The sequence below is a fragment of the Stenotrophomonas sp. YJH_SMC_119 genome (assembly GCF_059368315.1).
Map to the genome: position 1 here is coordinate 98,469 of NZ_JCAFRP010000005.1, position 20,217 is coordinate 118,685.

Consider the following 20,217-nt stretch of genomic DNA (forward strand, 5'->3'; position numbering starts at 1 on the left):
CCAGCTGCCGTGGACAGCGCGCGTCTGGGGCGCCTCGCCATCGCCAGCCTGCACGCCGAACTGGCCCTTGCACCCAAGCCAGGGTTGGTCACGCCATTCGACAGCGGCAGCCACCACGACATGGACGCAGGCACGTTCCTGCGCAGCCTGTTTACGCTGCGCCACTACTTCATCGCCGTGGCCGACGCCGGTGCCAGCGCGGCACCGTTCCAGACGTTGCGCCGGCACGGCATCGCTGCGGAGATATCGATGCTGCACGCCACTGCGGGCATCAACACCCATCGCGGTGCGATCTTCAGCCTTGGCCTGCTGGTGGCGGCTTCCGCTGCCTGTCGGGGCCGCGCGGGCGGCGCCGTCGCAGCCGAGCAGGTCTGCCAGGAAGTGCGCCGCTGGGCTGCCGAGCTCGCCGGCGCACCACTTGATGCGAACAGCCCTGGCCAGCGCGCGCGCGCACGGCACGGCGTGCAGGGTGTGCGCGAACAAGCGGCCGCCGGCTACCCGCTGCTGCGCGAGGTGGCACTGCCTACCCTGCGCCACGCGCTGGCCAGCGACCTGCCACGCGAGGCCGCGATGTGCCAGACCCTGGTGCAGCTGATCGCGTGCGTGGATGACCTCAACCTGCTGCACCGTGGCGGCGCCAACGGCCTGCGCTGGGCCCAGCAACAGGCGCGAGGCTTCCTCGATGCCGGTGGCGCCTTCGTACCCGGCTGGCAGGCACGCCTGCACAGCATCGGTGATGGATTCGTCGCACGCCGGCTGAGCCCCGGCGGCAGTGCCGACCTGCTGGCCTGTGCCTGGTTCCTGCTGCAGCAGGAGGTCGCATGAGTCTTGCCCTGCTCTGCCCCGGCCAAGGTGCGCAGCATGCCGCGATGTTCGACCGCGTGCGCGATCTGCCTGCCGTGCGCGACGTACTGGAGACCGCCAGCGCAGTGCTTGGACGCGACGTATTTGCGGCAGCTGCTGACGAATCGCGCTTCGACAATGTTCTGGCGCAGCCCTTGCTGTGTGCAGCCAGCCTTGCGCACTGGCAGGGACTTCGCGAAGCGGTGCCTGCACCGGTGCTGGTGGCCGGCTACAGCATCGGCGAGCTCGCCGCGCATGCCATCGCCGGCAGCTTTGATGCGGCCACCTGCCTGGCGCTGGCTGCGCAACGTGCGCAGTTGATGGACAGCGCCAGCCCCGCCGATGCAGGCCTGCAGGCGGTGCTCGGGCTGGAACGCCATGTACTGCAGCCGCTGTGCGATCTGCACGGCGCGCACGTGGCCATCGCCAACGGGCAGGACCATTTCATCGTGGGCGGCACGCACGCCTCGTTGCAGCGGCTGGACGATGCAGCGCGGGCGCAGGGCGCGGACATCCGTCTGCTGCCGGTGCGCGTGCCCGCACACACACCATTGCTGGCGACGGCGGTCGCACCGTTCGCTGCCGCACTCGATGCATCGCCACTGCAGGCCCCACGCCTGCCGCTGCTGGCCGGCATCGATGCGCGACCGGTGCGGGACCGCGCAACGGCAGTCCACACGCTGTCGTTGCAACTGGCGCAGACCATCGAATGGGCGCAGGTGATGCGCCAGGCCTTCGAGCGCGGCGCGCGCGTGTTCCTGCAGCTGGGCCCGGGCAACGCGCTGGCGCGCATGGTCGCGCCGGCCTATCCGTGCTGCGAGGTGCGCGCGGTGGAAGAGTTCCAGAGCCTTGAAGGCGCGGCGGCCTGGGTCCGCAGCGCGCTGGAGCGGCTGCAGTAACGGGTTCGAGCAGTACGTATCACGCAACACGCCGTACGTCGCCTTACCCCGGGATGGCGGGTCTCCATCCGTGCTGTACGTGAGTCACGTGTCTGGGAGGGCGCATGAGTCCACAAATCGCAACGATCATCGGTCTGGTGATCATGTTCATTGTTGCCACGGCGATGCCGATCAACATGGGCGCCGTCGCCTTCGCGCTGGCCTTCATCATCGGCGGGCTGTGGGTCGACATGGGCGGCAAGGAGGTCCTGGCCGGCTTTCCCGGCGATCTGTTCCTGACCCTGGTCGGCATCACCTACCTGTTCGCCATCGCGCAGAAGAACGGCACCATCGACCTGCTGGTGCACTGGGCAGTAAAAGCCGTGCGCGGCCATATCGTGGCCATTCCGTGGGTGATGTTCGTGATCACCGCGGTCCTCACCGCGTTCGGTGCGCTGGGCCCGGCGGCGGTCGCGATCATCGGTCCGGTCGCGCTGCGCTTTGCCAAGCAGTACAACATCAATCCACTGATGATGGGCCTGCTGGTCATCCATGGCGCGCAGGCCGGTGGCTTCTCGCCGATCAGCGTGTACGGCAGCATCACCAACGGCGTGGTGCAGAAAGCCGGGCTGGAAGTGACCGAGATGGCGGTATTCCTGACCAGCCTGGGCTTCAACTTCATGATGGCGACGATCTGCTTCTTCGCGTTCGGCGGCATCGCCCTGCTGCGGCGTGGCTCGATCACCGCGGCCGGAACGCTCGGCAATGCCGAGCTGGCGATGGCCGGTGGCCCACAGGCCTCGTCGCGCCAATTCGCCATCGAAGGCCATGGCGCGCTGGTCGCAGCCGGCGGCGGCACGCTCAGCAATGATCCGGCAGCACTGGATGCGGTGAGCCTGACCCGCGAGCGGCTGTTCACCCTGATCGGCCTGCTCGGCCTGGGCGTGGCCGCGCTGATCTACAACCTCAACGTCGGCCTGGTCTCGATCACCGTGGCTGTCGCGCTGGCACTGCTGTCGCCACAAAGCCAGAAGGGCGCGGTGGATGGCATCAGCTGGTCCACCGTGCTGCTGATCTGCGGTGTGGTGACCTACATCGGCGTGCTGGAACATGCCGGCGCGGTGGACTTCATCGGCAATGGCGTGTCCGACATCGGCATTCCGCTGCTCGGCGCGCTGCTGGTCTGCTACGTCGGCGGCATTGTCTCCGCATTCGCCTCGTCGGCTGCGGTGCTGGGCGCCACGATTCCGCTGGCGGTGCCGTTCCTGATGCAGGGTCACCTCAGCGCCGCCGGCGTGATCTGCGCGCTGGCGGTGTCGTCCACCATCGTCGATGTCAGCCCGTTCTCCACCAATGGCGCACTGGTGGTGGCTTCGGCAGCCAAGGAGGAACGCGAGACCCTGTTCCGCCGCTTCCTGGTCTACAGCGGACTGGTGGTGGCCCTGGGGCCGCTGCTGGCCTGGCTGGTATTCGTGGTACCGGGCTGGATGTAACCACCCAACGGTAGGGCCGGCCGCTGGCCGGCAATCCCATGAAGTCATCCAGCGATCATGGGTTGCCGGCCAGCGCCCGGCACTACCTGGCGGTACACTTCCTCCATGGCTATTGCCCCTGCCCCGCGGTCACCGAAGAAGCGCGCGCCTCTGTATGAAGAGGTTGCCGAACACGTGCGCGAACGCATCTACGATTACCGCCTGCCGCCGGGTGAGTGGATCGACGAGCCCGCGCTGTGCGAAGAACTGGGCATCAGCCGCACACCGCTGCGCGAAGCGCTGAAGCTGCTGGCCGCCGAAGGTCTGGTGCAGATTGACGCGGGTCGTGGCAGCAGGGTCACCCGACTGACGCTGGAAGACCTCAACCAGCTGTTTCCGGTAATGGCGATGCTGGAAGGCCGCTGCGCGCACGAGGCGGTCAGGCACATCGACGATGCCGGCGTGCAGCAGCTGGAAGACCTGCATGCCGCGATGGAAACCGCGGCAGCCGAGGGCAACATCGCCGAGTACTACCGCAACAACTACCTGATCCACGAAACCGTGCAGCACTACGCCGGCAACCCGTGGCTGATCCGCATCACCCACGATCTGCATCGCATCCTGAAGATGCATCGCGGCCGCCAGCTGCTGACACCGGGGCGCACCGCGCAGTCGCTGGCCGAACATCGCGAGCTGATGGAGTGCTTCCGCCGCCGCGACGCGCAGGCTGCCGAACGCACCATGGAGCGCCATCTGCTCAGCCAGGGCCAGGCGCTGGCCGCCTATGTGGCGGCAGGCGGGCTGTTGAACGTGCCGGCGCCGTTGCCGACCGAAGGCGGCGGTTGAGCGGATGAGGTTGCCGGCCAGCGGCCGGCACTACCAGGACGTGACCTTGGCCGGCATCCTGGAACATCTCGTCAATCGCCACCACCGCAGCTGCCGCCGTCACCACCCCCACCGCTGTCGCCGCTTCCGCAGTCGGAGCTGCTGTAGCTGTGATGGCTGTGGTTGTCACTGGAATAGCCAACGGAGGTGTCATGGCTTCCGCCGCCATCCCCCCGGCTGCCCGAGCCATCGGCCGTGGCCACCGCCATGCACAGGATGGCGCCGACCAGCGGCAGCAGCCAGACCAGCAGCAACTGCACCGTCCGGCCGCCTGCCGAGAGGCCATCGCGCCTGACGATCACCACGGTAGCCACCACGTTCAGGCCCAGCACCAGCAGGACCAGCAGAAGGGCAACGATCAGCATTCGGCGGTTCCGTGCCTGGACTGGGGGCATTATGGCCTGCCTCCCCGGCAATGGCCCTGCCTGTCATGAAGATGGGACAATGTAGGGCGCGCCGGCCTGCTTCCGGGCCGCCGGCGCCCCCCGCACCACACGGAAGAAGAAGAACAACAACATGCTGAAAGTCATTTTCGATACCGACCCGGGCGTCGACGACGCCCTGGCCCTGCTGTACCTGCACAAGCACGCCCAGATCGACCTGATCGGCGTCACCACCACCTTCGGCAATGCCTCGGTGGAGTCGACCACGCACAATGCGCTGTACCTGAAGCAGGCCTGGGGCTTTGCCGCCCCGGTCGCACGCGGTGCCGGCGGCCCGCTGCAGCCGGAAGCCACCCCGGAAGCCTGGCCGGTGCACATCCATGGCCACAACGGCCTGGGCAACCACCCGGTGCCGGCCAGCCTGGACGTGGCGGCCGATGCGCGCCCGGCCCACCAGCTGATCATCGACCTGGTCCGCGCCCATCCGGGCGAGGTGACCCTGGTCGCGGTCGGCCGCATGACCAACCTGGCCCTGGCCCTGCAGCAGGCGCCGGACATCGCCGGCCTGGTGCGCGGCGTGGTGATCATGGGCGGCGCCTTCCACGTCAACGGCAACATCACCCCGGCCGCCGAGGCCAACATCTGGGGCGACGCCGAAGCGGCCGACGTGGTGTTCACCGCCAGCTGGCCGGTCACCGCCATCGGCCTGGACGTGACCACCCGCGTGGAAATGGACCGTGACGGCCTGGACAAGCTGGCCGCCATCGGCGGTGCCGATGCCGAACTGGTGCGTGCGCTGTCGCAGGATTACGTGGACTTCTACCTGCAGGCCGGCCACAAGGGCATGGTCGTGCACGACTGCTGCGCCTGCATCGCGCTGACCCGTCCGGAGCTGTTCCAGTTCGAGCGCGCCAGCGTGCGCGTGGCCACCGACGGCGTCGCCCGCGGCATGACCATTCCCAAGCCGGAAGGCCTGGCGTTCGGCCCCAGCGTGTGGGACGGCCACGTGGTGCAGTCGATTGCCATCGGCGTGGATGCGGCCGCCGTGCTGGCCGACATCGAGCAGACCCTGAAGGTCTGACCCGCTAGCGCTTGGCCCTGCCCGGGACCGTCTCGGGCAGGGTCCACAGCACCGGCAGCACCAGCACCGCCACCAGCGCGATCATCGCGCCTGGCGCTGCTGCCCAGCCGCTGCGTTCCACCCACCATTGCGCCAGCCATGGCGTTGCACCGCCGAACACGGCCGTGGCCATGGTCACCCCCAGTGCCAGCCCGCTGACCCGCCCTTCGCCGGGGAACTGCTCGGCCGTGGCCGGGGCCGCCACCGCGCTCACGCCACCGGCCACGCAGGCCAGCAACACCGCGGCCAGCGCGATGCCCAGCGGCGTCGCCTGCGCCATCCACGCGAACAAGGACAGCGGCAGCAGCGCTGCCAGCACGGTCAGGCCCAACAGCACCGGCCGTCTTCCGACACGGTCGGACAATGCGCCGCACAGGGGCGTGATCGCGATCACCGCCACGGCCGCAATCGTCGACAGCCACAGCGCATCGCCCTCATCGTGGCCCCGCGCATGCAGGAATGCGGGCACATAGGTGATGCCGACGTAGTAAGTAATCGAGCCCAGCGCCGAGATCGCGAACGTGCGCGCCACCGCCAGCGGATGGTTGCGCAGCACATGCTTCAGCGGCGTCGCGGGAATGCTGCCCTCGCGGCGCTGCCGCTCGAACTCCGGCGACTCGTGCATGCCCGAGCGCGCGACCAGGATCACCAGTGCCAGCGCCGCGCCAACGAAGAACGGAATACGCCAGCCCCAGCTGTCCAGCTGCGCGGGCGCGAGCAGCGCCACGGTAACCGCGGAGATCGCCACCGCCAGCAACGCACCCACCTCGCTGGCTGCGGACGCCAGCGAGGTCACCAGGCCACGTCGCTGCGCCGGTGCGCTTTCCAGCAGGTACGCCACCACCCCGGTGTACTCACCGCCCACCGAAAACGCCATCACGCAGCGCAGTACCAGCAGCAGCACGCCCGCCGTGGTGCCTGCGGTGGCCGCGGTTGGCAGCAGCGCGGTGGCCAGCATTGCCGCCGCCATCAACGCCATCGAAGCCAGCAGCATCCAGCGCCGGCCCAGGCGGTCGCCCAGGTGGCCGAAGCACAGCGCGCCCAGCGGGCGCATCAGGTAGGACACCGCGAAGCCTGCCAGGGTGGCCAGCAGCGCCTGTTCGCCGCCGCCGAAGAACACCCGCGACAACACCGTGGCGAAGTACAGGTACAGGGTGAAGTCGTACCACTCCACCACCGTGGACAGGCCCGCCACCCACATCGAGCGCTGCCGCGCCGCGGTCATTGCGTATTCGCCTTCAACAGCCTCGATCCCGGTTGCGCAGGTTCCGCGCAGCGTGGCATGGACGGGGTGAAATACCGGTCATCGGCTGTCTGCTGCCTGCATGTACTGGGTTTCATGGCCGGTGAAGCGCTCACCGTCAAAGCCGAAGCAGAAACGGCCTTCCTCGAACACGCGGTAGACCAGCAGCGCACCATCGAGGCAGAACTGCGGCTGGTCCACGCCCGTTTCCAGTGTCCCGTAGCCGGTAGCATCACCGCCCTTCCCCGCCGGGCCGGTGAAGGCATCGATCGGCAATGGCGTGGCGCGTCCGGTGCGGGTGTCGACCAGCACCAGCGTGCGCTGGAAGTACTCGGGTCGATCATCGACCTGCACCAGCAGGTAGTGCTTGTTGAAATTGGGTTTCTGATGCTGGAGGGCATCTTCGATGGCTCCGCGGTGCCGCGCATCGCAGAAGTCGACCGGGCTGTAGCGGTAGCTGCAACCGTCGTGGTCGTAGGGCAGGTTCATGCCGGAATAGCTGACGCCTGCCTGGCTGCCCAGATCGTCTCCCGGTTCCGGCGTGCTGCACAGCAGCCATGAGCGCTGCGCATCCTCGGGATCGGCCAGCAGCTTCGGCTCGCGGCCCGCCTCGTACGCCGCGCCACCCGGGAATTCCTGCCCGAAGCGCTGGCGGACGATGGGACGTGCCTTCTCCAGCGGCAGGCCGATCTTCGCGCCACGGAACGAGACGAAGGTCATCGTCGGCAGGATCACCTCCTCCACCGGCAGCCCCTTCCATTGCCCCTGCACGCAGAACGTGGCGATCTCGTTCTCCCCGAGCTCCTTGCAGGGCTTCGGCGCGTTCGTCGCCAACCAGGGATGGGCCGGGCGCCTGGTCTGCTGATCGATGTACCAGCCGTCCAGCGCGCAGGTCGGCAGGGCATCGAGCAGCGGAGAGAGGTCTGTTGCGGTGGCCGGGGCGGCAAGCGGTGTGCCCGCTACGGGTGCCCCGGCCGGCGCATCCGGTATGCGTTGGCATGCCGCCAGCGTGAGTAGACCGACCAGCAGCGCGACGTGGCGCGGGCGCCGGATTGAATGCTGCGTTCCCTGCATTGCGTGTTTCCTGGTTTCGACACTCCCTGCAGATGATCGCCGATCCCGAGGCCGTGCAGGAACGTCGCAGATCCCACGTCGGGGTCAGCGCCCTTCGCTCCCGCAAAGGGATCCGACCCCGCCCGTTACCCCGGCAGCTGCAGTTCCGCCCGCAGGCCGCCGCCCTCGCGGTTGTGCAACCTCAGCGAGCCGCCCAGCGACTGTGCCAGCTGCACCGCGATGGCCAGGCCCAGGCCAGTGCCGCCTGTATCGCGGTTGCGCGAGCTTTCCAGCCGATGGAACGGCGCCAGCACTGCCTGCAGCTGGCCCTCGGGAATGCCAGGGCCACGGTCGGAAATGCTGATCCACACTCTGCCGGCGTCATCACGGCCCGCCTCGACCTCGGCGGCACCCGCGTAACGCAACGCGTTGTCGACCAGATTGCCGACCACCCGGCGCAGCGGCTGCGGCCAGGTCTGCACGACCAGTCCAGCGGGCGCACCACCGCTGACCGGCTTGCCCATGTCCTCGTAATCGCCGACCACACTGGCCAGGAACGCGCCCAGGTCCATCGACACCGGTGCGCCACTGGCGACGTGGCTGCTGCGCGCATAGGCCACGCCCTCACGCACCAGTTGACCCAGTTGGTCGAGGTCGTCCAGCAACCGCTGCTGGGTGCTGTCTTCAGGCAGGGTCTCCACCCGAAGCTTCATGCGCGTGATGGGGGTCTGCAGGTCATGCGAGATCGCGGCCAGGATCTGCAGGCGCTCACTGACATGGCCACGAATGCGTGCCTGCAGTGCGTTGAGCGCAGCCGCCGCGCCGCCCACTTCCGCCGGGCCATCTTCAGGCAGTTCGGGCCCGTCCTTGCCCGGCTGCAGATGCTCCACCGCATGCGACAGCTGCTGCAGCGGGCGCATGGCCAGGCGCACCGCCAGCCACGCGCACACCAGCAGCAGCGCCAGCTGCACCAGCAACACGGCGGGCAGCCAGCGCGCCAGCGGCAGGCCCGACGGGGTGACTTCGATGGTCAAGGGGGTGCCGTCGTGCAGGCGCAGTTCCACCTCGAACCGCTCCGGCAGGCGAGCCACCTGGCGTGCCTGCAACGGATAGCGGTGCTGCAGGCTGTCGTCGATGATCGCCGTGACCTGGCGTGCACGATCGGTCTGCAGCCCGGGTCCTGCGGCGACCGGGCGCAACAGGTAACGGTAGGTGCGCCGCTCCAGCCGCGGCACCCAGGCTGCGCGCTGGCCTGCGGGCAGGTGTTCCAGCAGCGCGACACTCACGGCCACGTCTTCGTCCAGGTTGCGCAGCATCATGCTGCGGGTGGACTGGTAGCGTTCGAAGAACAGCAGGCCGAAGGACAGTGCGTGGGCCAGGGTCAGTCCGCCCAGCAGCACCAGCAGCAGCCGCGCCGACAGCGTGCGCGGCCAGCGTGGGCGGTGTGCGGTGGTGTTCATTCGTCCGGCCCCAGCAACTGCACCGGCACGCTGAACACATAGCCTTCGCTGCGCACGGTCTTGATGTAGGTCGGCTCGCGTGCGTCGTCACCCAGGCGCTGCCGCACGCGGCTGACCAGCAGATCGATCGAGCGGTCGAACAGTTCGGCATCGCGGCCCTGGGTGAGGCTGAGCAGCTGGTCACGGCTAAGCACCCGATTGGCGTGATCGAGGAACACGCGCAACAGGCGGAACTCGGCGCCACTGAGCGGATGCGCGGTGTCCTGCGCATCCAGCAGATGGCGTGCGGTGGTGTCCAGGCGCCACTCGCCGAAGGCCAGCTGGCGACCTGCTTCGCTCACCTGCAGATTTGGCGGCAGCATCTGCGTGCGGCGGATCACCGCATTGATGCGTGCCAGCAGTTCGCGCGAAGAGAAGGGCTTGGTCACATAGTCATCAGCGCCCATTTCCAGGCCGATGATGCGGTCGGTCTCGTCGTCGCGGGCGGTCAGCAGCACCACCGGCACCGCGCGATGCTTGCCGGCGCGCAGGTTGCGGCACAGGCTCAGGCCGTCCTCGCCCGGCATCATCACGTCCAGCACCACCAGATCCACGGCATGGGTATCCATCAGCGCGCGCATGGCCCGGCCACCGTCGGCCTGGCTCACGCGCAGGCCGTTGCGCTGCAGGTAATCGGCCAGCATCTGGCGGATCTCGCTGTCATCGTCGACGACCAGGATATGCGGTACGTGGTTCATTGCGTTCTCGATGAAGACGGAGGTCAGGGCCGCGCTGCGCGGCCATGGTAGCGCGGCTCAGGGGTTGGCCAGCAGGCGCTGGATCTCGCTTTCGGTACGTGCGTAGTCGCCCTCGCCGTAATGGCGGTAGACCACCTGCCCCTGACGGTCGAGCAGGTACAGCGCGGGCCAGAAGCGGTTGCGCCAGGCGTTCCAGATCCGGTACTGGTTGTCCTGCACCACCGGCCAGGTGATGTCCAACCGTGCGATGGCCTTGCGCACGTTGCCGGGCAGCCCTTCATAGGCGAACTCCGGCGTATGCACGCCGATCACCCTCAGGCCCTGCGACGCGTAGCGTGCATGCCACTGGTGGACATGCGGCGCCACGTTGAGGCAGTTGCGGCAGGTGTAGGTCCAGAACTCGACCAGCACCACCTGCCCCCGCAACTGCTTCAGTGTGAGCGGTGGGCTGTTGTGCCAGGGCCCGCCACCGTCGAACCCAGCCATCGGTTCTGCATCGAGCGGTTGCGCGCCGGCATCCGCGCCGGGCCATGCCAGCAACAACGCCGCTCCGCCCAGCAGGGCCAGCAACAGCGGCAATGCGTACCCTCGCAGTGCGGCCATCGCTCAGCCCCCCTGCTCGGCCAGCGGCAGTTCCGCCGGCTTCACCCCCGCCGCTTCCAGGATGCTGTCGGCCACCTGCGCCGGATGCGAAAGCAGCGACACATGGCTGCTGCCGATCGATTGCAGCTGTGCACCGATGCGACGTGCGGTCGCGGCCTGCAGCTGCGGCGACAGCATGCGGTCATCGCGGCTGAGCACGTACCAGCTCGGCTTGCTGCGCCACGCCGCAACGTTCACCACCTCGCCCAGAGCGCTGGCCTTCAACGGGACCTGCGTGCTGTACAGCAGTGCGGCCGATTTTTTCATCACGTCCGGCGCGAAGTCCTGGGCGATGGCATCAGCCGGCAAGGTCAGGTAGCCGTCCCTTTCCTGCAGTCGGGCCAGACCCGGACCGACCGGGAAACCTTCGCCCTGTTGCGCCGAAGATTGCCCTGCGTCCGGTGCGAACGCCGCCACATACACGAGCGCCTGCACCTTCGGGTCATTGCCCGCTTCGGTGATGACCGTGCCACCCCAGCTGTGGCCGACCAGCACCACCTTGCCAGGCGCAGCGGCAATCGCACGACGGGTGGCGGCGACGTCGTCGGCCAACGAGGTGAGCGGATTCTGTACGGCCACCGCCGGCAGCTTCCAGTCATGCAGGGTACTGATGACCTTGCTCCAGCTGGAGCCATCGGCGAAGGCGCCGTGCACCAGGATGACGGTGGGCGGTGCAGCGGTATCGACCTGGCTGGCGAAGGCGGGGGTGGCTGCGCCGGCAAGGGCGAGAGCAGCGGCAAGCAACGAGGTACGGATCATGGGTGGCACTCCGGTGTTGGGAATGGCCATTTCCGCCTGCCGGTGTATCACCGCTGTTTCTCCGCTGCGCGGAGTTGTACCGGACTGTAGGGCGCAGGCGGGTTTCTACAGTGGGATACATTCGCGCGCCGGTCCTGGCTGGGCGCTTTCGGGTGAATATCGCTCCCCGCACGCGGGCGCGCAACGCCCCGATGTGCGTCAACGCATCGTCTTTGTATCTGACTGTACGAAACCCCGGCCGCGACCACAGTCGCTGACAAAACCCCGGGCAACGGCACACGTTGCCGATACCTGCGCCGCCTGGAATGGCCTCCATCGACCACTGGCCCGCAGGACACCACCATGATCAGCACCGCCTCTTCCTTGTATACCCCCCGCCTGGATGCCGTCGGCCGCTGGCTCTCGCCATTGGCGCTGCGCACCCTGCTGGCCTGGGAGTTCTTTGAATCCGGCCGCGAGAAGCTGGGCGGCCAGAACTGGTTCGCCGACCTGGAAGGCCGCTTCCCGTTCCCGTTCTCCGCCCTGCCCGCATCGCTGAACTGGCAGCTGGCGACCTGGCTGGAACTGGTGGGCGCGGTGATGCTGCTGCTCGGCCTGGCCACGCGCTCGGTGGCCTACGTCTTCTGGGTCCTCACCATCGTTGCCATCGCCGCCGTGCACTGGCCCGACCAATGGAACGACCTGGGTGAGCTCTGGCAGGGCTATGCGATCACCGACCAGGGCTACGGCAACTTCAAGCTGCCGCTGCTGTTCCTGACCATGCTGCTGCCACTGATCCTCAACGGCGGTGGCGCGCTCAGCGTAGACCGGCTGTTGGCCGGCTCACAGCATGCCGCTGTCGGCAATGACGGCCTGGGCTGGGGCGTCAGCCTGATCGCCCTGCTGCTGCCGGTTGCCGCGCTGCTGCCCGGCATCGGCTTCGGCGGTGCCCTGCTCGGCGGCGTGCTGCTGCTGGGCTATCTGCTGCGCCGTCGCCACGCCGCCTGAGCTGATTCCCCTGTTCCCGCGCCTTTCGCTTTCCGTCGCCTCCTCGGCGGCGTCCATCCCGCACGCCCCGCGTGCTTTCCCAAGGAGTCATCACCATGTCCATCTCGACCAGGAACACCCCCTCCTCCCGCCTGCCGCGCATCGGTGCCATCGGCATTGCCTTGGCCGGTGGCCTGCTGCTGGCCGGCCAGGCCGCCGCGATCCAACCGCTGGCGATCAGCGCGGTGGCCATGAGCGCCGCCGCCGAAGGCAAGTGCGGTGAAGGCAAGTGCGGGGCCAACAAGGCTACCACCGGCAAGCCCGCCGGCAAGGCCAAGGTGGCCGAAGGCCAGTGTGGTGAAGGCAAGTGCGGCGACGCCTCGTTTGCCCGCACTGACCGCGACCACGACGGCAAGGTCTCGCGTGCCGAGTTCAACGCTGTGGCCGCCAAGCGCGCCGCCGAGTTCGACCGCATCGACACCGACCACGACGGTTACATCAGCGAGCAGGAAGCGCACGACTACCTGCGCAGCGTCTACACCGCCAACGGCAAGCCGATGCCGAAGGGCCTGTTCTCCCGCGTTGCCGATTGATCGACGTCCAACCGGCGCCGCCTTCAGGGCGGCGCCCTTTCTCTGGAGCATCCGCCATGTCCCTGCCCCTGCCCTTCAATGCCGCCGGCCTTGGCCTGCGCCGTGGCCTGATCGACGAACTGCTGGCAATGCCGGCCGGTGCCATCGACTTCCTCGAAGTCTCCCCTGACAACTGGATCGGCGTCGGCGGTGCACACGGCGCCGCGCTGCGCCAGCTCAGCGAGCGCCATCCCCTGACCTGCCACGGCCTGTCGCTGTCGCTGGGCGGTCCTGATCCGCTGGACCGCACCCTGCTGGCACAGACCCGTGCCTTCCTCGACCTGCACCAGGTGCAGCTGTACAGCGAACACCTGAGCTACTGCGCCGCCGGTGGCCATGTCTACGACCTGCTGCCACTGCCGTTCACCGCCGAGGCCGTTCACCATGTCGCCGGCCGTATCGCCCAAGTGCAGGACATGCTGGGCCGACGCATCGCCGTGGAGAACATTTCCTACTACGCCATCGCCGGCGCGGACATGAGCGAGATCGACTTCATCAACGCCGTGCTCGCCGAAGCCGACTGCGACCTGCTGCTGGACGTCAACAACGTCTTCGTCAATGCCTGCAACAACGGTTACGACGCCTTCGAATTCCTGGCCCGCGTGCCGTCCCACCGTGTCGCCTCGCTGCACGTAGCGGGCCACTTCGATGAAGACGACGGCTTCAAGATCGATACCCATGGTGCGCCGGTGAAAGGCGTGGTCTGGGCGCTGTTGCGCGAGGCCTACATGCGGGTGGGCGTGCGCCCCACGCTGCTCGAACGCGACTTCAACTTCCCCCCGCTTGCCGAATTGCTGGCCGAGGTCGGGCAGATCCGCCAGGCGCAGGCCGAGGCACGTTGGCCCGAGGTGACCCATGGCTGAGTCGCTGGCTACCCTGCAACGGCGCTGGGCCGATCATGTGCGCGACCCTGCAAAGACCGCACCCGATGACATCGAGGCGCGGCGGATGGCGGTCTACCGCCGCCTGTGCATCGACAGCTTGGACAGCCTGCTGGCGGGCAGCCTGCCGCGACTGCAGCAACAGTTGGGCACGTCGCGCTGGCGCGACATCGTGGAGCACTACTATGCCAGCCACATCTGTCACACCCCGTTGTTCCCACGGATCGCCGGCGAGTTCGCGGCCTGGCTGGCGGTGCAGGACACGCTGGCGCTGCCGGGCTGGGCAGCGGAACTGGCGCACTACGAGAGCACGCAGCAGTCGCTGCACATTGAAGCGCGTGACGGCGGGCGGCCGCTGCAGCGCGCTCCCGTAGGCAATGATGTGCTGGCGGTTTCGCCATTGGTGCGGGTGCTTGGCTACCAGTGGCCAGTACATGAGGACGGGGCGCTGGAGCCGGTGTTGAGCACGGCTCCCACGCTGCTGGTGATCCAGCGCCTCGCCGATTTCAGCCTGCAGACCGAGGAACTGTCACCGCTGGCCTACGCGCTGCTGTCGGTGTTCGGTGACGACAGCGCGTCGGTGGATGAAGCACTGCAGCTGCTGTCCGAAACACATGGCGTGGCAGCGGACGCATTGCGCATGGCCTGCGTGCCTGTTCTGGGCGAGCTGTGCGCGGCGGGCGTGCTGGTTGCATTGCCCGCTTTCTGAGGTTGCCGGCCAGCGGCCGGCACTACCCGTTCCTTGGCCGGCCAGCGGCCGGCACTACCGTCCCCCTACTTCGAGATCTCATCATGGCTCCTTCCAACACGTCCTTCCTGCATGGCTGGCGCCTGTTCGTGGCCGTAGCGGTGGTCCTGATCGCCTTCGCGCTGGCGGCCTTCGCCCTGTATCCCGATGCAGCCGAAGGCAGCCGAGCCGCGATCCGGGTCACTGCGCGCACATCGTTCCTGCTGTTCCTGGCAGCGTTCACGGCATCGTCGTTCGCCAGCCTTCTGCCAGGCCCGTTCACCCGCTTCCTGCTGCGCGAACGGCGCATCATCGGCCTGTCCTTCGCGTTCTCGCACCTGTTGCATGCAGTCGCGATCACCAGTTTCGGCATCCTCAACCCGGCGTTCTGGCCAGCACGATCCGCGCTGGCCAACCTCCCGGGCACGGTGGGCTACATTGCCATCCTGGCGATGGCCATCACCTCGCACCGGGGGCTCGCCCGGCGCATGGGACCCACCGCCTGGCGTCGCCTGCACGTCACCGGTATGTGGATCATTGCGGCGGTGTTTACCTACTCGTACTTCAAGCGCGTTCCGGGCAACTTCTGGTATGCGGTGCCGTCGGCGCTGCTGTTCACCGCCTTCGTGGTGCGCTGGATCGCCAAGCGGGCGCAGGCGCTGCGCCGAAGTGCGCATGTGCGGCCGCCGCTGCGGGCGGCCTGAGGGGCTGGCGCCAGATGCCTTTACCTGCGGGAATGGGATCTGACCCCCACTTCAGGTCAAGGCGCGCGGCGCAGCGTGATCAGGGTGATCTCCGACGGCACGCCGATGCGCGCCGGGAAACCTGCCCAGAGGCCCGCACCGTTGCTCACGTACAGTGTCATCCCGTCCACGTCGTAGCGGCCGGAGACATAGCCGCCGTTGGCTCGTTTCACCAGCTGGTCCATACCAAAGATCTGCCCGCCGTGGGTATGCCCGGACAATTGCAGCTTCACACCGCGCGCGGCAGCTTCACGCGCATTGCGCGGGCGGTGATCGAGCAGGATCACCGGTGCAGAGGGATCGGCGCCGGCCAGCGCGGTTTCCAGATCCGGCAGCGGCAGGCCATAGCGTGCCGCCACCGGATCGGTGACGCCGGCGATGGTCAGCGCCGCGTCATCACGGCGTACCTGCAGATGGCTGTTCTCCAGCACCTGCATGTGCAGCGCGCGGAACGCCTGCATCCACGCCTGGTACTGCGCGTAGTACTCGTGGTTGCCGGTGATGGCGACGACGCCGTCCGGCGCCCGCAGGTCCGCGAGCGGGCGCGCGTCGTCACGGCGGGCCTCGACACTGCCGTCGATCAGATCGCCAGTGATCACGATCAGGTCCGGTGTCAGTGCGTTGCTCTTGTCCACAACCTTGCGCACCCAGTCGCCAGTCAGCAAGCGGCTGGCGTGGATGTCGGTCAGCTGCAGCACGCGATAGCCGTCGAACGCAGCAGGCAGATCCTTGATCGCCACGTCGATCTGCCGAGGCTGGGGCACGGCCATGCCCTGGCTGATGCCATAGCCACTCACAAGCAGCGCCAGCAGGCCGGCCAACGGCCGCAGCTTCGAGGCGCGCAGGGCCGATACGATGCGCGGCCAACGCAGCAGGCGCGAAAGCAGCAGGCCGGCATCCAGTACCAGCATCATCAAGGCCAGCAGCAGTACCGCCGTGGAGCCGGTGGCCAGAACGGCGATGGCCAGCTTCGGGATCTCCGGCGAGGCCATCGTGCCCCAGAAGGTGGCGACGATGCGCAGCTGCACGGCCACGCCCACCAGCAGCAACGACAGCACGACCTTCATCCAGATGGGCATGCGCAGTGGCCAGAACAGGCGCCAGGCCACATACAGGCCCATCAACAAACCGATCGTACTCAGCACTGCAACCATCCATGACAGAAAGCGGGCCCGCCATGGTGACGGCTGCGGGTCGTGTTGTGTAGAGCCGGGCCCATGCTCGGCTGCCCAGGAAGCCGTCGAGCATGGCTCGACGCTACAGAACCCCGATCGCGCATGGCTCGACGCTACGGATGCCCCAGGCGCTCCACCCGCAGGCGGGCGATGCGACGCTTCTCCATCGCCAGTACGGTGATGCGAACATCCGCAATCTCCACCGCGTCACCGATGTCCGGCAGGCGCCCCAGACGCTCCAGCACCAGGCCGGAGATGGTCATGTAGTCGGCACTGCGCGGCAGCGATACGCCGGCCAGCCGCTGCAGGTCGTCCAGGGTCAGCGCACCGTCGGCCTCCCATTGGTCCTCGCCCTGCGCGACCACGCCATAGCGCTCGTCCTGGGTATCGACCAGGTCACCGGCAATGGCCGCCAGCAGGTCGTTGGCGGTCACCAGGCCTTCCACGCTGCCGTACTCGTCCACCGCCACCGCCAACGGCACCGGGTGCTGGCGGATCAGTTCCAGCGCCTGCAGCGCGCTGGCACTGGACAGCACGTACTGCGGCTCGCGCAGGTTGCCTTCCAGCTGCAGCGGCCTGCCCTGCAGCAGGTCGGCCAGCAGGTCGCGGCTCTGCACCACGCCACGCAGGCTGTCCAGGTCGCCATCACCCACCAGCAAGCGGGTGTGCGGCGACGCCACCAGGCGTGCCACCACATCCTCCTGCCCACGGGCCAGGTCGATCCACTGCACGTCGGCACGCACCGTCATCACGCTCGACACCGGGCGATCGGCCAGCCCCAGCACGCTGCGGATCATCTCGTGCTCCGCCGGCTGCAGGCGCTCTTCGGCATCGACGTGTTCGTCCGCGTTTTCGTCGTCGTGGCCATTGGCCGGGCGCGCGCCCAGCATGCGCAGCACGGCGTCGGCGGTGCGCTGGCGGAACGGCTGGCGGCGCTCGTTGCGCTCACGGTTGAAACGCACCCACTGGTTGAACGCCTCGACCAGGATCGAGAAGGCAATCGCCGCGTACAGGTAACCCTTCGGAATCTTGTAGCCCAGGCCCTCGGCCACCAGGCTGAAACCGATCATCAGCAGGAAGCCCAGGCACAGCACCACCACCGTGGGATGCTTGTTGACGAAGCGCGTCAGCGGCTTGCTGGCCAACAGCATCAGCGCCATCGCGATGGTCACGGCGGCATACATCACGCCCAGGTTGTCGACCATGCCCACCGCGGTGATCACCGAGTCCAGCGAGAACACCGCGTCGAGCACCACGATCTGTGCCACCACCATTGCGAAGCTGGCGTAGACCTTCTTGCCATCCTCGTGGTGTTCGCGGCCTTCCAGCCGTTCGTGCAGCTCCATGGTGCCCTTGAACAGCAGGAACAGGCCACCGCCCAACAGGATCAGGTCACGCCCGGAGAAGCTGTGGTCGAACAGCGTCAGCAGCGGCTCGGTCAGTTTCATGATCCACGCCAACGCCGCCAGCAGCACCAGCCGCATCAGCAAGGCCAGCGCCAGGCCGATTACCCGCGCGCGGTCACGCTGGTGCGGCGGTAGCTTGTCGGCAAGGATCGCGATGAACACCAGGTTGTCGATGCCGAGAACGATCTCCAGCACGACCAGGGTTGCAAGGCCCATCCAGATCGAGGGGTCAGCCAACCATTCCATTTCAGGTCCGTTTCGTCAGTAGGTAAGGGAAAAGAGCGACCGCTCAGTCAGCGTCCTGTGCCTGCGCCGGGTCGTGCCCGAGCAGGTCGCCGGGCGTGCACTGCAGCTCGCGGCAGATCGCATCAAGGGTGGAAAAGCGGATGGCGCGCGCCTTGCCGGTCTTCAGGATCGACAGATTGGCCAGGGTGATGTCGATGCGCCCGGCCAGCTCGGACAGGGTCATGCCGCGTTCCTGCAGCATGCGGTCCAGGGTGATGACGATCGCCATCAGATGACACCGTCGAGGTCGTCGCGCATCGCTGCGCCCACGGCGAAGACGCGCGCCAGCACGAACAGCATCAGCACGGCCACCAGGCCAGTGATCGACATGCCACCGCCGACCTCCATCCAGGTGAAATCCGGGCCCATCCAGGCCGAATAGGCACCGATCAGGATCGACAGCAGTTCCATTGCCAGCATCAGCCAGGCCATGCGCTGCAGGCGCCGTGCATTGGCGTGGGTGAACGGCCGCTCGCGCGCCGCCGACTTCAGCAGCCTCAGCAGATGGCGCAGGAACAGCAGGCACAGCACCAGCAGCGCGATGATCGCGCCCAGGCCCAGGCAGAAGTGCAGGAACAGATCATTGCCGTGCGCGGCAGCGGCCTCGGCGTCATGCACGCTGTCGAGCAGCCAGCGGCGGTCGTGGGCGACCAGCGGCACCGCCAGCAGTGCGGCCAGGATGCCCAGCCAGCACATCGCCCGGACGGCCTGTACGGCGGCCTGGGCCAGGGCAAACAGGCCTCGCGCGGGTCTGGCGCGGGCGGGACGAGCGGTCAAGCGGCCTCCGGTGTTGGGGTGGACGCGCCGCCCCAGGATGGATTTATCGATAAACGATATATCACACGCCCCGTGAAAGGCTGAACCGCAGACGTGGCTCCTGTCAGGGCCCGGGCGCGCCCCGCTCCAGCATCGCCTCACCCGGCGTCGCAGAGGCCATCGCCTGCACACCGGCATCGGCGGCCTGTCGCGTGACCAGGCGGAAGCGCACCTGCAGCTTGCCCTGCCCCGGGGTGGCCCAGCCGTACTGGATGGCCACCTGATCGGCTGAGAGCGGCCCACGTCCCGGCAGCGAGCGCACCTGCAACGGCATCGGCGCGGCCTGCACCAACCGGGCGAATCCCTTCTGCACGACCGCCGCGTCGGCCTTCTCGGCGTAGACCGTGCACGTGCCATCGTCAGCCCAGCTCACCGCATAACGGCCACTGGCCAGGGGCACCATCCAGGCCACGCCCGATTGCCCCTGCAACAGCGTGGCGGCTTCGGCGGGCTGCAGCGGCGACAGCCCGTTGGATTCCATCAGCGACTGCAACCGCGCCGGGGCCCCGATGTGCTGCATGCAGGCGGTATCGAACAACTCGCTGAAGGGATCCTGCGCCGGAGCCTTGGCCTTGGGCGTGCGCGCGGGTTGCGCCGCCGCCAGGGTGGGCAGCAGGGCCAAAGCCAGCCAGAACGCAGGACGCATCGGGATTCCACGCTACGGAAAACAGCAGGGAGGATGGCAAAGCCCGGGCGTGCCGCGCAATGGGTCATGGCTTGACAGCCGCCACCGGCGGGAGGAGTATCAGTTAACGAATTAGTTAATTAGCTCGCCATGGACCGCATCTTCGAAGCCCTTGCCTCCACCGCCCGCCGGCAGATCCTGGCCTATCTCAGTGCCGGCGAACTCAGCGCGGGCGAGCTGGCCGAGCGCTTCGACTTCAGCAAGCCGGCGTTGTCCAGCCACCTGCGCATCCTCGAGGAAGCCGGACTGATCGAACGCGAGAAACGCGGCCAGTTCGTGTACTTCAGGCAGGTACCCGACCGTTTGGCCAACACGTTGTTCTCGTGGGCGGCCGAAGTCTGCCCTGTCGGCGGCCCGCTCAAGCGTGAAGCCCGCGCCCGCCGCAAGTCCCCCGCCCGCTGATCCGCCCCGCCAAGGAGCATGACG

General features: G+C 67.8%; 23 protein-coding genes. 11 read left to right on the plus strand and 12 right to left on the minus strand.

The genetic code is table 11. The features are described from left to right. Window positions 1-9 precede the first annotated feature (9 nt). From mdcB to AC5P6S_RS09665, 4 genes are all read left to right on the plus strand, one after another. Window positions 10-825 carry a triphosphoribosyl-dephospho-CoA synthase MdcB gene (mdcB, locus tag AC5P6S_RS09650; RefSeq protein WP_080334772.1) on the plus strand — a complete coding sequence of 272 codons (816 nt, stop codon included), beginning with the start codon at window positions 10-12 and terminating at the stop codon, window positions 823-825. Continuing rightward, a complete protein-coding gene (mdcH, locus tag AC5P6S_RS09655) occupies window positions 822-1,742 on the plus strand; it encodes a malonate decarboxylase subunit epsilon (protein ID WP_043034144.1) in 921 nt (306 codons plus the stop codon). Before mdcB ends, mdcH begins: the two co-directional genes overlap by 4 nt. A gap of 104 nt (window positions 1,743-1,846) precedes the next feature. After that, window positions 1,847-3,214 (plus strand): SLC13 family permease, encoded by a 1,368-nt coding sequence (locus AC5P6S_RS09660; RefSeq protein ID WP_005408510.1) that lies wholly within the window; start codon window positions 1,847-1,849, stop codon window positions 3,212-3,214. Between the two features lie 105 nt (window positions 3,215-3,319). Further along, the gene (locus AC5P6S_RS09665) at window positions 3,320-4,039 is read left to right on the plus strand and encodes a GntR family transcriptional regulator (RefSeq protein ID WP_005408509.1); all 720 of its coding nucleotides are present in this window, start codon (window positions 3,320-3,322) and stop codon (window positions 4,037-4,039) included. 71 nt (window positions 4,040-4,110) lie between these two features. Here the strand turns inward: AC5P6S_RS09665 and AC5P6S_RS09670 are convergent, their stop codons facing one another. Further along, entirely contained in the window at window positions 4,111-4,443 is a 333-nt protein-coding gene (locus AC5P6S_RS09670; RefSeq protein ID WP_043034145.1) for a hypothetical protein, read from the minus strand. A gap of 151 nt (window positions 4,444-4,594) precedes the next feature. On the opposite strand from AC5P6S_RS09670, the gene AC5P6S_RS09675 reads away from it, so the two are divergent. Then, on the plus strand, window positions 4,595-5,542 hold the full coding sequence (locus AC5P6S_RS09675) for a nucleoside hydrolase (protein WP_004147861.1): 948 nt from the start codon (window positions 4,595-4,597) through the stop codon (window positions 5,540-5,542). Between the two features lie 4 nt (window positions 5,543-5,546). Here AC5P6S_RS09675 and AC5P6S_RS09680 read toward each other — a convergent pair whose 3' ends face one another. From AC5P6S_RS09680 to AC5P6S_RS09705, 6 genes are all read right to left on the minus strand, one after another. After that, window positions 5,547-6,806, minus strand: a complete 1,260-nt coding sequence (locus AC5P6S_RS09680; protein ID WP_049397625.1) for an MFS transporter — start codon at window positions 6,804-6,806, stop codon at window positions 5,547-5,549. Window positions 6,807-6,884: 78 nt separating this feature from the next. Beyond that, window positions 6,885-7,898, minus strand: coding sequence for a hypothetical protein (locus tag AC5P6S_RS09685; RefSeq protein ID WP_495204581.1), 1,014 nt, complete (start codon window positions 7,896-7,898; stop codon window positions 6,885-6,887). Between the two features lie 125 nt (window positions 7,899-8,023). Beyond that, window positions 8,024-9,337, minus strand: coding sequence for a sensor histidine kinase (locus tag AC5P6S_RS09690; RefSeq protein ID WP_012479421.1), 1,314 nt, complete (start codon window positions 9,335-9,337; stop codon window positions 8,024-8,026). Then, a complete protein-coding gene (locus tag AC5P6S_RS09695; RefSeq protein WP_005408504.1) occupies window positions 9,334-10,074 on the minus strand; it encodes a response regulator in 741 nt (246 codons plus the stop codon). The genes AC5P6S_RS09690 and AC5P6S_RS09695 overlap by 4 nt, the downstream gene beginning before the upstream one ends. 57 nt (window positions 10,075-10,131) lie before the next feature. Continuing rightward, entirely contained in the window at window positions 10,132-10,677 is a 546-nt protein-coding gene (locus AC5P6S_RS09700) for a redoxin domain-containing protein (RefSeq protein ID WP_111193225.1), read from the minus strand. Window positions 10,678-10,680: 3 nt separating this feature from the next. After that, window positions 10,681-11,475, minus strand: coding sequence for an alpha/beta fold hydrolase (locus AC5P6S_RS09705; RefSeq protein WP_099474316.1), 795 nt, complete (start codon window positions 11,473-11,475; stop codon window positions 10,681-10,683). A 342-nt stretch (window positions 11,476-11,817) separates the two neighbouring features. On the opposite strand from AC5P6S_RS09705, the gene AC5P6S_RS09710 reads away from it, so the two are divergent. The 5 genes from AC5P6S_RS09710 (at window position 11,818) to AC5P6S_RS09730 (ending at window position 15,385) form a co-directional block, all read left to right on the plus strand. Next, window positions 11,818-12,462 carry an HvfX family Cu-binding RiPP maturation protein gene (locus AC5P6S_RS09710; RefSeq protein ID WP_495204582.1) on the plus strand — a complete coding sequence of 215 codons (645 nt, stop codon included), beginning with the start codon at window positions 11,818-11,820 and terminating at the stop codon, window positions 12,460-12,462. A 95-nt stretch (window positions 12,463-12,557) separates the two neighbouring features. After that, window positions 12,558-13,034 (plus strand): HvfA family oxazolone/thioamide-modified RiPP metallophore, encoded by a 477-nt coding sequence (locus tag AC5P6S_RS09715; RefSeq protein WP_033833324.1) that lies wholly within the window; start codon window positions 12,558-12,560, stop codon window positions 13,032-13,034. Window positions 13,035-13,090: 56 nt separating this feature from the next. Beyond that, window positions 13,091-13,936, plus strand: a complete 846-nt coding sequence (locus AC5P6S_RS09720) for an HvfB family MNIO-type RiPP peptide maturase (RefSeq protein WP_111174195.1) — start codon at window positions 13,091-13,093, stop codon at window positions 13,934-13,936. Continuing rightward, entirely contained in the window at window positions 13,929-14,663 is a 735-nt protein-coding gene (locus tag AC5P6S_RS09725) for an HvfC family RiPP maturation protein (RefSeq protein WP_088431566.1), read from the plus strand. Before AC5P6S_RS09720 ends, AC5P6S_RS09725 begins: the two co-directional genes overlap by 8 nt. 83 nt (window positions 14,664-14,746) lie before the next feature. Continuing rightward, window positions 14,747-15,385: a ferric reductase-like transmembrane domain-containing protein gene (locus AC5P6S_RS09730; protein ID WP_049403232.1), complete on the plus strand. Its 639-nt coding sequence runs from the start codon at window positions 14,747-14,749 to the stop codon at window positions 15,383-15,385. Between the two features lie 56 nt (window positions 15,386-15,441). On the opposite strand, the gene AC5P6S_RS09735 is transcribed toward AC5P6S_RS09730, so the two are convergent. The 5 genes from AC5P6S_RS09735 to AC5P6S_RS09755 all read right to left on the minus strand — a co-directional run bounded on the left by AC5P6S_RS09735 (window position 15,442) and on the right by AC5P6S_RS09755 (window position 19,752). Further along, window positions 15,442-16,578: a metallophosphoesterase gene (locus tag AC5P6S_RS09735; protein ID WP_188246375.1), complete on the minus strand. Its 1,137-nt coding sequence runs from the start codon at window positions 16,576-16,578 to the stop codon at window positions 15,442-15,444. 134 nt (window positions 16,579-16,712) lie between these two features. Further along, complete coding sequence (locus tag AC5P6S_RS09740; protein ID WP_005408495.1) at window positions 16,713-18,251, minus strand: TerC family protein; 1,539 nt, start codon at window positions 18,249-18,251, stop codon at window positions 16,713-16,715. A 43-nt stretch (window positions 18,252-18,294) separates the two neighbouring features. Beyond that, window positions 18,295-18,519, minus strand: coding sequence for a helix-turn-helix domain-containing protein (locus AC5P6S_RS09745; protein ID WP_005408494.1), 225 nt, complete (start codon window positions 18,517-18,519; stop codon window positions 18,295-18,297). Beyond that, on the minus strand, window positions 18,519-18,986 hold the full coding sequence (locus AC5P6S_RS09750) for a DUF2975 domain-containing protein (protein WP_005412578.1): 468 nt from the start codon (window positions 18,984-18,986) through the stop codon (window positions 18,519-18,521). The genes AC5P6S_RS09745 and AC5P6S_RS09750 overlap by 1 nt, the downstream gene beginning before the upstream one ends. A gap of 184 nt (window positions 18,987-19,170) precedes the next feature. After that, window positions 19,171-19,752, minus strand: a complete 582-nt coding sequence (locus AC5P6S_RS09755; RefSeq protein WP_005412577.1) for an NMCC_0638 family (lipo)protein — start codon at window positions 19,750-19,752, stop codon at window positions 19,171-19,173. Window positions 19,753-19,881: 129 nt separating this feature from the next. Here AC5P6S_RS09755 and AC5P6S_RS09760 point away from each other — a divergent pair, with 129 nt between their 5' ends. Next, entirely contained in the window at window positions 19,882-20,193 is a 312-nt protein-coding gene (locus AC5P6S_RS09760; protein ID WP_004147836.1) for a metalloregulator ArsR/SmtB family transcription factor, read from the plus strand. The last annotated feature ends 24 nt before the right edge of the window (window positions 20,194-20,217 follow it).

Coding starts and splice junctions, on each gene's coding strand:
- AC5P6S_RS09690 (WP_012479421.1), bottom strand. CDS start 9,337: ATGAACACCACCGCACACCGCCCACGCTGGCCGCGCACGCTGTCGGCG.
- AC5P6S_RS09675 (WP_004147861.1), top strand. CDS start 4,595: ATGCTGAAAGTCATTTTCGATACCGACCCGGGCGTCGACGACGCCCTG.
- AC5P6S_RS09700 (WP_111193225.1), bottom strand. CDS start 10,677: ATGGCCGCACTGCGAGGGTACGCATTGCCGCTGTTGCTGGCCCTGCTG.
- AC5P6S_RS09730 (WP_049403232.1), top strand. CDS start 14,747: ATGGCTCCTTCCAACACGTCCTTCCTGCATGGCTGGCGCCTGTTCGTG.
- AC5P6S_RS09760 (WP_004147836.1), top strand. CDS start 19,882: ATGGACCGCATCTTCGAAGCCCTTGCCTCCACCGCCCGCCGGCAGATC.
- AC5P6S_RS09710 (WP_495204582.1), top strand. CDS start 11,818: ATGATCAGCACCGCCTCTTCCTTGTATACCCCCCGCCTGGATGCCGTC.
- AC5P6S_RS09745 (WP_005408494.1), bottom strand. CDS start 18,519: ATGGCGATCGTCATCACCCTGGACCGCATGCTGCAGGAACGCGGCATG.
- mdcH (WP_043034144.1), top strand. CDS start 822: ATGAGTCTTGCCCTGCTCTGCCCCGGCCAAGGTGCGCAGCATGCCGCG.
- AC5P6S_RS09665 (WP_005408509.1), top strand. CDS start 3,320: ATGGCTATTGCCCCTGCCCCGCGGTCACCGAAGAAGCGCGCGCCTCTG.
- AC5P6S_RS09750 (WP_005412578.1), bottom strand. CDS start 18,986: ATGTGCTGGCTGGGCATCCTGGCCGCACTGCTGGCGGTGCCGCTGGTC.
- AC5P6S_RS09755 (WP_005412577.1), bottom strand. CDS start 19,752: ATGCGTCCTGCGTTCTGGCTGGCTTTGGCCCTGCTGCCCACCCTGGCG.
- AC5P6S_RS09660 (WP_005408510.1), top strand. CDS start 1,847: ATGAGTCCACAAATCGCAACGATCATCGGTCTGGTGATCATGTTCATT.
- AC5P6S_RS09735 (WP_188246375.1), bottom strand. CDS start 16,578: ATGGTTGCAGTGCTGAGTACGATCGGTTTGTTGATGGGCCTGTATGTG.
- AC5P6S_RS09680 (WP_049397625.1), bottom strand. CDS start 6,806: ATGACCGCGGCGCGGCAGCGCTCGATGTGGGTGGCGGGCCTGTCCACG.
- AC5P6S_RS09740 (WP_005408495.1), bottom strand. CDS start 18,251: ATGGAATGGTTGGCTGACCCCTCGATCTGGATGGGCCTTGCAACCCTG.
- AC5P6S_RS09685 (WP_495204581.1), bottom strand. CDS start 7,898: ATGCAGGGAACGCAGCATTCAATCCGGCGCCCGCGCCACGTCGCGCTG.
- AC5P6S_RS09725 (WP_088431566.1), top strand. CDS start 13,929: ATGGCTGAGTCGCTGGCTACCCTGCAACGGCGCTGGGCCGATCATGTG.
- AC5P6S_RS09720 (WP_111174195.1), top strand. CDS start 13,091: ATGTCCCTGCCCCTGCCCTTCAATGCCGCCGGCCTTGGCCTGCGCCGT.
- AC5P6S_RS09695 (WP_005408504.1), bottom strand. CDS start 10,074: ATGAACCACGTACCGCATATCCTGGTCGTCGACGATGACAGCGAGATC.
- AC5P6S_RS09715 (WP_033833324.1), top strand. CDS start 12,558: ATGTCCATCTCGACCAGGAACACCCCCTCCTCCCGCCTGCCGCGCATC.
- AC5P6S_RS09670 (WP_043034145.1), bottom strand. CDS start 4,443: ATGCTGATCGTTGCCCTTCTGCTGGTCCTGCTGGTGCTGGGCCTGAAC.
- AC5P6S_RS09705 (WP_099474316.1), bottom strand. CDS start 11,475: ATGATCCGTACCTCGTTGCTTGCCGCTGCTCTCGCCCTTGCCGGCGCA.